Consider the following 11,326-nt stretch of genomic DNA (forward strand, 5'->3'; position numbering starts at 1 on the left):
CCGGGGGTGGGAGCGCAGCGACCGTTTGGCGCAGCCAAACACAGCGAGAGGAGGTGCAGCGAAGCAAACCGTAGGCGCTGCCCCCCGGATGAATCCCGCAGCGAAGGAACCCGAGCCTAGGCGAGGGCCGAACGTCAGGGTAAAGCCTTTTGGGTTACCTTTTCGGCGTTTGGAAAAGGTGACCCGCCGTAAGGGCGGAACCGTAATCAGCAACACCCGCAGCAACGGATATACACCCAAAACCATAAGACAACAAAAAAGGCGCCCGAAGGCGCCTTTCGCTTTACAACAGACCAACAACCCTCAAGCCATTTCTGCGGTGGTCTCGAAGTCAAACGTCAGCTCACCATCCTTGATGTCGATGTGCACCACACCGCCATGCTCGGCCAGCTCGCCAAACAGAATTTCCTCCGCCAGCGGACGCTTGATCTTGTCCTGAATCAGACGCGCCATCGGACGCGCGCCCATCGCCGAGTCATAACCACCCGCCGCCAGCCAGCTGCGCGCAGCATCCGTGACCTCAAGCAATACACGCTTGTCTTCCAGCTGCGCCTGCAGTTCGGTAAGGAACTTGTCCACCACACTTTTGATGACCTCATGACTGAGGCGACCAAACTGGATAATGGTGTCCAGACGGTTGCGGAATTCCGGCGTGAAGCTCTTCTTGATCACTTCCATCGCATCGGACGAGTGGTCCTGATGGGTGAAACCGATCGAAGCACGCGCCGCGGTTTCGGCACCGGCGTTAGTGGTCATGATCACGATCACGTTGCGGAAGTCCGCCTTGCGCCCGTTGTTGTCGGTGAGCGTACCGTGGTCCATCACCTGCAGCAGCAGGTTGAAGACTTCCGGATGCGCCTTCTCGATTTCATCGAGCAGCAACACGCAGTGCGGCTGCTTGGTGATCGCTTCGGTCAACAGACCGCCCTGATCAAAGCCGACATAGCCTGGAGGCGCACCGATCAGACGCGATACGGTGTGACGCTCCATGTACTCGGACATGTCGAAGCGCACCAGTTCAATGCCCAACGCCTTGGCCAGTTGCCGCGCCGCCTCGGTTTTACCGACCCCGGTAGGCCCTGCAAACAGGAACGAACCGACGGGTTTGTCAGGCGACTTGAGGCCGGCACGGGACAGCTTGATCGCAGTCGACAGCGAATCGATCGCCGCGTCCTGACCAAACACCGTCAGCTTCAGGTCGCGCTCCAGGTTGCGCAGCAGTTCCTTGTCGGAGCTGGTGACGTGTTTCGGCGGAATCCGCGCGATCTTCGCCACGATGTCTTCAACCTGGGGCACGTCAATGCGCTTCACGCGTTTGTCGGCCGGTTGCAGGCGCTGGTAGGCACCCGCCTCGTCGATCACATCGATAGCCTTGTCCGGCATGTGCCGGTCATTGATGTAGCGCGATGCCAGCTCGGCAGCGGCGCGCAACGACTCATCGCTGTACTCGATGTTGTGGTGCTGCTCGAAACGCCCTTTCAGGCCGCGCAGGATGCCGATGGTGTCTTCCACCGACGGCTCGACGACATCGACCTTCTGGAAGCGTCGTGCCAGGGCACGATCCTTCTCGAAGATGCCGCGAAATTCCTGGAACGTGGTCGAGCCGATGCAGCGAATGTCGCCAGACGACAGCAGCGGCTTGAGCAGGTTCGAGGCATCCATGACGCCACCGGACGCAGCACCCGCACCGATGATGGTGTGGATCTCGTCGATGAACAGGATCGCCTGCGGACGTTTTTTCAGTTCATTGAGCAGCGCCTTGAAGCGCTTCTCGAAATCACCGCGATACTTGGTGCCTGCGAGCAGAGCGCCGAGGTCGAGCGAATAGACGACGCTATTGGCCAGCAGATCCGGTACCTGGTTGTCGACAATCCGCTTGGCCAGGCCTTCGGCAATCGCGGTTTTACCCACGCCCGCCTCGCCTACCAACAGCGGATTGTTCTTGCGTCGACGCGCCAGAATCTGCGCGACACGCTCGACTTCCATCTCGCGACCGACCAGCGGATCGATGCGGCCCTGGCGTGCAAGTTCGTTGAGATTGCTGGCATAAGCATCCAGCGGATTGCCTGAAGAAGAAGACTCACCGCCCTCGTCGTCCTGCATATCTTGTTCACCTTCAGAGTGATCGCCATGCCCCGGCACCTTGGAAATGCCGTGAGCGATGTAATTGACGACATCAATGCGCGCAACGCTCTGCTGTTTCAGCAGGAATACGGCCTGACTCTCTTGCTCACTGAAGATTGCAACCAGCACGTTGGCGCCGGTTACTTCGCGTTTGCCCGAGCTCTGCACATGAAAGACAGCACGTTGCAGTACACGCTGGAAGCCCAGGGTTGGCTGGGTTTCGCGATCCTCGTCGTGGACGGGGATCAGTGGCGTGGTGGAGTCGATGAACTCCTGCAGGTCGTGCTTGAGTTTGTCGAGGTTTGCGCCGCAGGCACGCAATACGGTGGCGGCAGCCTCATTGTCCAATAGGGCCAGCAGCAGGTGTTCGACGGTCATGAACTCATGACGCTTCGAACGAGCCTCCTTGAAGGCAAGATTGAGGGTGACTTCGAGCTCGCGGTTTAACATAGCTTCACCTCATACCCAAGTGGTCGGCGATTAACCGTCCTTCTCGATTTCACAGAGTAGCGGATGCTGGCTTTCCCTGGCGTACTGGTTGACCTGCATGGCCTTTGTCTCGGCGATGTCGCGGGTAAACACTCCACATACTGCCCGTCCTTCTGTGTGAACGGCCAGCATGACCTTGGTCGCCAGCTCGCGATTCAGGTTAAAAAACACCTCGAGCACTTCGACGACGAAATCCATCGGTGTGTAGTCATCATTGAACAAAACCACCTTGTACATCGGCGGCGCCTGTAACGCAGGCTTTGCTTCCTGAACAGCAACGCCTGCCGAATCGTCGTCGTGCTCCTCTGGAAGATCCTTTTGGAGAAGCGGGCGATCCTGATTGAATGTTAGTCGAATCTGGCTGATTGCATGCATGGAAAGAAAGGTTCGTCAGTTGTGCAAATACAGTGGTGGGGGCGGCTGCACACCTTTTCAACTCCGACTGCCCGGTCACCTTGACTATCGGGAAAACGGTGTTACAACCAATAGAGCCCACAGTGGGTAAAAAAGATCCGCGGAGTCAATTCTTTTAACGAATCAGATTGCGGATGTCCTGGATGATACTCCAGCGATGGAGTCTGTTGCAGAGGGATTTGAGCATGGCTGTCGGCAAGGTCAAGTGGTTCAACAATGCCAAGGGATTCGGCTTCATCAATACCGATGCCCGCGAAGGACGAGACGAGGACGGCAAGGACATTGATTTCTTTGCACACTACTCGGCCATTGAGATGGAAGGGTATAAAACCCTCAAGGCCGGGCAGCTCGTAAAATTCGAGATCGTGCAAGGCCCCAAAGGCTTGCACGCGGTAAAGATCAAAGCGGCGCCCGTGGCAAGCGAAACGGCGACGCCTGCTCCTCATAAAGAAAAGGTGTCGGGCTGACATAACCGTCACCTGGTCATGAAAAAACCGCCCGAAGGCGGTTTTTTTGTACCTGCATGGCTTACATGTGTTTGATGATCGCCTCACCGAAGCCCGAGGAAGACACCAGCGTGGCACCGTCCATCAGACGTTCGAAGTCATAGGTCACGGTCTTGGCCTTGATGGCGCCGTTCGTGCCCTTGATGATCAGGTCAGCGGCTTCGGTCCAGCCCAGGTGACGCAACATCATCTCGGCCGACAGAATCACCGACCCCGGGTTGACCTGGTCCTTGCCGGCGTACTTCGGCGCGGTACCGTGGGTTGCCTCGAACATGGCCACAGTGTCGGACAGGTTGGCGCCCGGCGCGATACCGATACCGCCCACTTCCGCCGCCAGGGCGTCGGAGAGGTAGTCCCCGTTCAGGTTCAGCGTGGCGATCACATCGTACTCGGCCGGACGCAGCAGGATCTGCTGGAGCATGGCGTCGGCGATAGCGTCCTTGACGATGACTTCACGGCCGGTTTTCGGGTTCTTGAATTTCATCCACGGGCCGCCATCGAGCAGCTCGGCGCCGAACTCTTCCTTCGCCACCTCGTAACCCCAATCCTTGAAGGCACCTTCGGTGAATTTCATGATGTTGCCCTTGTGCACGATGGTCAGCGACTTGCGGTCGTTGTCCACCACGTATTGCAGGGCCTTGCGCACCAGACGCTTGGTGCCTTCCCTGGAAACAGGCTTGATGCCGATACCGCAATCCTGGTCGAAACGGATCTTGGTGACGCCCATTTCCTCTTTCAGAAACTTGATGACCTTGGTGGCCTCAGGGGAACCGGCCTTCCATTCGATACCGGCATAAATGTCTTCGGAGTTCTCGCGGAAGATCACCATGTCGACGTCGCCAGGCTTTTTCACCGGGCTCGGTACACCTTCGAACCACACCACGGGACGCAGGCACACATAAAGATCGAGCTGCTGGCGCAGGGCAACGTTGAGGGAGCGGATGCCACCACCGACCGGGGTGGTCAGCGGGCCCTTGATGGAGACCACGTAATCTTTGACGGCGTCCAGGGTTTCCTGGGGCAGCCAGGTGTCCTGGTCATAGACCTGAGTCGCTTTTTCGCCAGCATAAACCTCCATCCAGGAAATCTTGCGCTTGCCCCCGTAGGCCTTGGCCACGGCAGCATCAACCACTTTGATCATCACCGGGCTGACGTCGACGCCAATGCCGTCACCTTCAATGAAGGGGATGATCGGGTTATCAGGAACATTGAGAGAATGGTCTGCATTGACGGTGATTTTGTCGCCGACGGCTGGAACCTGAATCTTCTTGTAACCCATGCTGAACTCCATTGTTTGGATTGAACATCTGGCTTGGTTCGAGCGTAACCCAGTTAAATCAACACGCAAACCCTCTGTTCACGGCGCGGGCACATCCGGTTTCGTACAAGCCTGAAAGCAAAGGGAAAAGCGCCAATCTCAAGCATTCGCAGCGACTCTACGCCCCACCCTGCCCTGCGACCTTTAGACCAATGGACGAGACCGGTTGCATATGAACCATCGGCAGATTGCCAGCTACCTATGTATAATGCCGCCCGCTGACCAAAGGGTCACGACGGCTGGCCTCTCTAGCACGAGACTTTCCGCCTGATTGGTCGGGCTGTTACCGCAGTCCGACTGCTTGACGCTCAACGATGCACCCAACATCACCGCGAAGATTCTCGACATTCGGTTCATGGATGACTTTGAACGAACGCGCTTACCCGGCGCCCCTCGAGTTTCCGCGCACGCTTTAGCAAAGAAGAGAGAGTTAATCCGAATATGCCCACCCGCTCGAAGATCATCTATACCTTCACCGACGAAGCTCCAGCCCTCGCCACCTATTCCCTGCTGCCGATCATCGAGGCTTACACCGCCTCGGCCGATATCGCCGTGGAAACCCGCGATATCTCTCTTGCAGCGCGCATCCTGGCCAGCTTCCCCGAGCAACTGGGCGACAAAGCCGTAGCCGACCACCTCGCCGAACTGGGCGACCTGGCCGTTACGCCTGAAGCCAACATCATCAAGCTGCCGAACATCAGTGCTTCGGTGCCTCAGCTGCAAGCAGCGATCAAAGAACTGCAAGCCCAGGGTTACAACCTGCCGGACTACCCGGAAACCGTGACCAACGACGCCGAAAAAGAAGCCAAGGCGCGTTACGACAAGGTCAAGGGCAGCGCCGTGAACCCGGTTCTGCGTGAAGGCAACTCCGACCGCCGCGCTCCACTGTCGGTCAAGAACTACGCGCGCAAGCACCCGCACAAAATGGGCGCCTGGGCCAAAGACTCCAAGTCCCACGTGGCTCACATGAGCACCGGCGATTTCTACGGCAGCGAAAAAGCCGCCCTGATCGACGCCGCTGACGCTGTGAAAATCGAGCTGATCGCCAAAGACGGCACCGCCACCGTCCTGAAAGAAAAAACCAGCGTTCAGGCTGGCGAGATCCTCGACTGCGCCGTGATGAGCAAAAACGCCCTGCGCGCGTTCATCGCTGCTGAAATCGACAGCGCCAAGGCGCAGGGCGTACTGCTCTCGGTACACCTGAAAGCGACCATGATGAAGGTCTCCGACCCGATCATGTTCGGCCAGATCGTTGCCGAGTTCTACAAAGACGCCCTGACCAAGCACGCCGACGTGCTGGCTCAGATCGGCTTCAACCTGAACAACGGCATCGGCGACCTGTACGCCCGCATCAAGGCCCTGCCGGCAGAGCAGCAAGCTCAGATCGAAGCCGACATCGCTGCGGTCTACGCTGCGCGTCCGTCGCTGGCGATGGTCAACTCCGACAAGGGCATCACCAACCTGCACGTGCCGAGCGACGTGATCGTCGACGCCTCGATGCCGGCCATGATCCGTGACTCCGGCAAGATGTGGGGCACCGACGGCCAGTTGCACGACACCAAGGCCGTGATCCCGGATCGTTGCTACGCAACCATCTACCAGGCTGTGATCGAAGATTGCAAAGCCAACGGCGCGTTCGATCCGACCACCATGGGCAGCGTGCCGAACGTTGGTCTGATGGCGAAGAAAGCCGAAGAGTACGGCTCGCACGACAAGACTTTCCAGATCAAGGCTGACGGCGTGGTTCGCGTCACCGACAGCAAGGGCAACCTGCTGATGGAACAGGCTGTTGAAGCCGGCGACATCTTCCGCATGTGCCAGACCAAAGACGCGCCGATCCAGGACTGGGTCAAACTGGCCGTCAACCGCGCTCGTGCAAGCAGCACTCCAGCCATTTTCTGGCTGGACCCGATGCGCGCCCACGACGGCGTGGTCATCGAGAAGGTTCAGGCGTACCTGAAGGATCACGACACCAGCGGTCTGGACATCCAGATCATGGCGCCGGTCGATGCCATGAAGTACACCCTGCAGCGCACCCGCGAAGGCAAGGACACCATTTCGGTGACCGGCAACGTACTGCGTGACTACCTGACCGACCTGTTCCCGATCATGGAACTGGGCACCAGCGCCAAGATGCTGTCGATCGTGCCGCTGATGAACGGCGGTGGCCTGTTCGAAACCGGCGCTGGCGGTTCGGCGCCGAAGCACGTGCAGCAACTGGTTGAAGAGAACTTCCTGCGCTGGGACTCGCTGGGCGAATTCCTCGCGCTGGCAGCGTCCCTCGAGCATCTGGGTGTGAACTACAACAACCCGAAAGCGCTGGTTCTGTCCAAGACCCTGGATCAGGCCACCGGCCAGTTCCTCGACAACAACAAGTCGCCATCGCGCAAAGTCGGCAACATCGACAACCGCGGCAGCCACTTCTACCTGGCGCTGTACTGGGCTCAGGCCCTGGCCGCCCAGACCGAAGACGCGGCACTGCAAGCGCAGTTCGCGCCCCTGGCCAAAACCCTGACCGAGAACGAGGCGACCATCGTTGCCGAACTCAACGCCGTGCAGGGCAAGCCAGTGGACATCGGCGGTTACTACCACGCCGACGCCGAGCTGATCAGCAAGGCCATGCGCCCAAGCGCAACCTTCAACGCGGCGATTGCTGCGCTGGTTTAAGGTTGTAAAGGGAACATCACAAACCCCGGCCCTGCGCCGGGGTTTGTGTTTCCGAACACAACACGAAACCCCTTGTGGGAGCTGGCTTGCCAGCGATAGCGGTGGATCAGGCACCTTCAATGTTGAATGATAAGCCGCCATCGCTGGCAAGCCAGCTCCCACAGGGAATCGGGTTTAACCTGGATATTGAGGACAGTTTCATGGAATGGCTCCCCCACATCACCGTCGCCACCATCGTCGAAGACAACGGCCGCTTCCTGATGGTCGAAGAGCACAAGGCCGGGCGTAATGTGCTCAACCAGCCCGCCGGCCATCTCGACCCGGACGAAACCCTGATCGACGCCGCCATCCGCGAAACCCTCGAGGAAACCGGCTGGGACGTCGAACCCACCGGCGTGATCGGCATTTACCTGTACACCGCGCCGAGCAACGGCGTGACTTACCAGCGTGTGTGCTTCAGCGCCAAAGCGGTGAAACATCACCCGGACTATCAACTGGACGACGGCATCGTCGGCGCCAAGTGGTTGACCCGCAGCGAATTAATCGCCCAGCGCGACAACTGGCGCAGCGAGCTGATCATCCGCTGCATCGACGATTATCTGGCCGGCCATCACTTCAGTCTCGAACTGATCCGCCCTTCTCTTTAGCCTTGAGGCCGTGAGCCTGATAGAATCGCGTCCTTTTTCAAGACACTCATTGAATCCCTATGCGTGATCCAGCCCCTTCTGACACATCCAAGAAGCGCGTCATTGTCGGCATGTCCGGCGGCGTGGACTCTTCCGTTTCCGCTCTCCTGCTGATCGAGCAGGGCTATGAAGTGGAAGGCCTGTTCATGAAGAACTGGGAAGAAGACGACGGAACGGAATACTGCACCGCCATGGACGACCTGGCGGATGCACAGGCCGTGTGCGACAAGATCGGTATCAAGCTGCACACCGCCAACTTCGCCGCCGAGTACTGGGACAACGTGTTCGAGCACTTCCTGGCCGAATACAAGGCCGGTCGCACGCCGAACCCGGACATCCTGTGCAACCGCGAGATCAAGTTCAAGGCGTTCCTCGACTACGCCATGATGCTCGGCGCCGATCTGATTGCCACCGGCCACTACGTGCGTCGTCGCGACATCGATGGCCGCACCGAACTGCTCAAGGGCCTCGACCCGAACAAGGATCAGAGCTACTTCCTGCACGCCGTTGGCGGCGAACAGATCGCCAAGACCCTGTTCCCGGTCGGCGAGCTGGAAAAGCCCGAAGTGCGCGCCATTGCCGAGAAATACGAGCTGGCGACTGCCAAGAAGAAGGATTCCACCGGGATCTGCTTCATCGGCGAGCGTCGTTTCAGCGATTTCCTCAAGCAATACCTGCCGGCGCAACCGGGCGAGATCAAGACCACCGAAGGCGAAGTCATCGGCCGTCACCACGGCTTGATGTACCACACCATCGGTCAGCGTCAGGGCTTGGGCATTGGCGGCCTGAAAGACGCCGGCGACGAGCCGTGGTACGTGTTGCGCAAGGATCTGGACACCAATGAGCTGATCGTCGGCCAGGGCAACAACCATCCGTGGCTGTTTTCCAGCGCCCTGCTCGCTTCGGAAATCTATTGGGTCAACCCGATCGACCTGAGCCAGCCGCTGCGCCTGACCGCCAAAGTGCGTTATCGCCAGAGCGATCAGGCCTGCACCCTGGAAAAAACCGCAACTGGCTACCGCGCCGTGTTCGACGAACCGCAGCGCGCGGTGACCCCGGGCCAGTCCGTGGTGTTCTACGACGGTGAAATCTGCCTCGGTGGCGGCGTGATCGAAGTCGCCGAGCCGTGGAGCGGCCAGGCATGAGCCCGACTCAGGAGCAGCTGACGGCGCTGGGCGGCGTGTTTCTCGCCGCCGTGCTGGTCGACCGGATCGCCAAGACCGGCCAGACCAGCGAGGCCGGCCTGAGCTGCATGCTCGGCAGCCTGCTGGTGCGCGACCCGAAGGACACACTGGATGTCTACGGCGGCGACGATCTCAATCTGCGCGAAGGTTATCGGGCATTGATCGGCGCCCTCGAGCGCGACCCGAGCACTCTGCAACGCGAGCCGCTGCGCTACGCCCTGTCGATGCTCGGTCTGGAACGCCAACTGGCCAAACGTGACGACATGCTCGACACCATTGGCAAGCGCCTGCCCCAGATTCAGTCGCAGGTCGAACACTTCGGCCCGGCTCACGAAAACGTGATCGCCGCCTGCGGCGCGCTGTATCAGGACACCCTGAGCACCCTGCGCCAGCGCATTCAGGTGCACGGCGACATGCGCAACCTGCAGCAACCGAGCAACGCCTCGAAAATCCGCGCCCTGCTGCTGGCCGGCATCCGCTCGGCACGCCTGTGGCGACAGCTCGGCGGCCACCGCTGGCAGTTGGTGATCAGCCGGCGCAAGCTGCTCAAAGAGCTGTATCCATTGATGCGCAGCGAATAAATCGTCGCGCAATAAAAGCTTTGTAGTCTGTAGCGCGTAATACGCCGGTCAGTTGGCAACGGACCGGCGGATTTTTTCATGTATGATACGCGCCCCATTTCGTTGCCCGACTGTCCGAGAACACCCCATGCAGCTCTCTTCGCTCACTGCGGTTTCCCCTGTTGACGGCCGCTACGCCGGCAAAACCCAGGCCCTGCGCCCGATTTTCAGCGAGTACGGCCTGATCCGTGCCCGCGTCCTGGTTGAAGTGCGCTGGCTCCAGCGCCTGGCCGCCCACGCCGGTATCCCGGAAGTGCCCGCCTTCTCCGCCGAGGCCAACGCCGTTCTCAACGAACTGGCTGAAAACTTCTCGCTGGAACACGCCGAGCGCGTCAAAGAGATCGAGCGCACCACCAACCACGACGTCAAGGCGATCGAATACCTGCTCAAGGAGCAGGCGGCCAAGCTGCCGGAGCTGGCCAAGGTCAGCGAGTTCATCCACTTTGCCTGCACCAGTGAAGACATCAACAACCTGTCCCACGCCCTGATGCTGCGCGAAGGCCGTGACGACGTGATGCTGCCGCTGATGCGCCAGACCGCCAACGCCATCCGCGAACTGGCGACCCGCTTCGCCGACGTGCCGATGCTGTCGCGCACCCACGGTCAACCGGCTTCCCCGACTACTCTGGGCAAAGAGCTGGCGAACGTGGTTTACCGTCTCGAGCGTCAGATCGCTCAAGTCGCCGCCGTGCCGCTGCTGGGCAAGATCAACGGCGCCGTGGGCAACTACAACGCGCACCTGTCGGCCTACCCGCAGATCGACTGGGAAGCCAACGCCCGCGCCTTCATCGAAGACGAGCTGGGCCTGGGCTTCAACCCGTACACCACGCAGATCGAGCCGCACGACTACATCGCCGAGCTGTTCGACGCGATCGCGCGCTTCAACACCATCCTGATCGACTTCGACCGTGACATCTGGGGCTACATCTCCCTGGGTTACTTCAAGCAGCGCACCATCGCCGGCGAAATCGGTTCGTCGACGATGCCGCACAAGGTCAACCCGATCGACTTCGAAAACTCCGAAGGCAACCTGGGCATCGCCAACGCACTGTTCCAGCACCTGGCGAGCAAACTGCCGATCTCCCGCTGGCAGCGCGACCTGACCGACTCCACCGTACTGCGCAACCTCGGCGTGGGCTTTGCTCACAGCGTGATCGCCTACGAAGCCAGCCTCAAAGGCATCAGCAAACTCGAGCTCAACGCCGACAAGATTGCTGCCGACCTGGATGCTTGCTGGGAAGTATTGGCCGAGCCGATCCAGACCGTGATGCGCCGCTACAACATCGAAAACCCCTACGAGAAGCTGAAAGAACTGACC

9 protein-coding genes are annotated in these 11,326 nt (G+C 59.6%); 6 read left to right on the top strand and 3 right to left on the bottom strand.

Features of this window, described 5'->3' with window-relative positions:
- Positions 1–303: 303 nt before the first annotated feature.
- Together clpA and clpS are read right to left on the bottom strand one after the other, a co-directional pair.
- On the bottom strand, positions 304–2,574 hold the full coding sequence (gene clpA, locus DBR18_RS16725; RefSeq protein ID WP_108591147.1) for an ATP-dependent Clp protease ATP-binding subunit ClpA: 2,271 nt from the start codon (positions 2,572–2,574) through the stop codon (positions 304–306).
- Positions 2,575–2,604: 30 nt separating this feature from the next.
- A complete protein-coding gene (gene clpS, locus DBR18_RS16730; protein WP_016987405.1) occupies positions 2,605–2,988 on the bottom strand; it encodes an ATP-dependent Clp protease adapter ClpS in 384 nt (127 codons plus the stop codon).
- 224 nt (positions 2,989–3,212) lie between these two features.
- Between clpS and DBR18_RS16735 the strand changes: the two genes are divergently transcribed.
- Positions 3,213–3,494: a cold shock domain-containing protein gene (locus DBR18_RS16735; protein ID WP_108591176.1), complete on the top strand. Its 282-nt coding sequence runs from the start codon at positions 3,213–3,215 to the stop codon at positions 3,492–3,494.
- Between the two features lie 61 nt (positions 3,495–3,555).
- Here DBR18_RS16735 and icd read toward each other — a convergent pair whose 3' ends face one another.
- A complete protein-coding gene (gene icd / locus DBR18_RS16740; RefSeq protein WP_108591148.1) occupies positions 3,556–4,812 on the bottom strand; it encodes an NADP-dependent isocitrate dehydrogenase in 1,257 nt (418 codons plus the stop codon).
- 480 nt (positions 4,813–5,292) lie between these two features.
- Here icd and DBR18_RS16750 point away from each other — a divergent pair, with 480 nt between their 5' ends.
- The 5 genes from DBR18_RS16750 to purB all read left to right on the top strand — a co-directional run.
- A complete protein-coding gene (locus DBR18_RS16750) occupies positions 5,293–7,518 on the top strand; it encodes an NADP-dependent isocitrate dehydrogenase (RefSeq protein WP_108591149.1) in 2,226 nt (741 codons plus the stop codon).
- A 200-nt stretch (positions 7,519–7,718) separates the two neighbouring features.
- Positions 7,719–8,165: an NUDIX hydrolase gene (locus DBR18_RS16755; RefSeq protein WP_041073236.1), complete on the top strand. Its 447-nt coding sequence runs from the start codon at positions 7,719–7,721 to the stop codon at positions 8,163–8,165.
- A 59-nt stretch (positions 8,166–8,224) separates the two neighbouring features.
- On the top strand, positions 8,225–9,349 hold the full coding sequence (gene mnmA, locus DBR18_RS16760; protein ID WP_007951446.1) for a tRNA 2-thiouridine(34) synthase MnmA: 1,125 nt from the start codon (positions 8,225–8,227) through the stop codon (positions 9,347–9,349).
- Positions 9,346–9,969, top strand: a complete 624-nt coding sequence (gene hflD / locus DBR18_RS16765) for a high frequency lysogenization protein HflD (RefSeq protein WP_003223824.1) — start codon at positions 9,346–9,348, stop codon at positions 9,967–9,969. Before mnmA ends, hflD begins: the two co-directional genes overlap by 4 nt.
- A gap of 127 nt (positions 9,970–10,096) precedes the next feature.
- The coding region (purB, locus tag DBR18_RS16770) for an adenylosuccinate lyase (RefSeq protein ID WP_256588756.1) at positions 10,097–11,326 on the top strand (1,230 nt) is incomplete at its 3' end.

It is taken from the genome of Pseudomonas sp. HMWF021 (genome assembly GCF_003061005.1).
Taxonomy (GTDB): Bacteria; Pseudomonadota; Gammaproteobacteria; order Pseudomonadales; family Pseudomonadaceae; genus Aquipseudomonas.

Excerpts from the sequence above, each read along its gene's own strand:
- clpA (WP_108591147.1), bottom strand. The coding sequence starts at position 2,574 with ATGTTAAACCGCGAGCTCGAAGTCACCCTCAATCTTGCCTTCAAGGAG.
- clpS (WP_016987405.1), bottom strand. The coding sequence starts at position 2,988 with ATGCATGCAATCAGCCAGATTCGACTAACATTCAATCAGGATCGCCCG.
- DBR18_RS16735 (WP_108591176.1), top strand. The coding sequence starts at position 3,213 with ATGGCTGTCGGCAAGGTCAAGTGGTTCAACAATGCCAAGGGATTCGGC.
- icd (WP_108591148.1), bottom strand. The coding sequence starts at position 4,812 with ATGGGTTACAAGAAGATTCAGGTTCCAGCCGTCGGCGACAAAATCACC.
- DBR18_RS16750 (WP_108591149.1), top strand. The coding sequence starts at position 5,293 with ATGCCCACCCGCTCGAAGATCATCTATACCTTCACCGACGAAGCTCCA.
- DBR18_RS16755 (WP_041073236.1), top strand. The coding sequence starts at position 7,719 with ATGGAATGGCTCCCCCACATCACCGTCGCCACCATCGTCGAAGACAAC.
- mnmA (WP_007951446.1), top strand. The coding sequence starts at position 8,225 with ATGCGTGATCCAGCCCCTTCTGACACATCCAAGAAGCGCGTCATTGTC.
- hflD (WP_003223824.1), top strand. The coding sequence starts at position 9,346 with ATGAGCCCGACTCAGGAGCAGCTGACGGCGCTGGGCGGCGTGTTTCTC.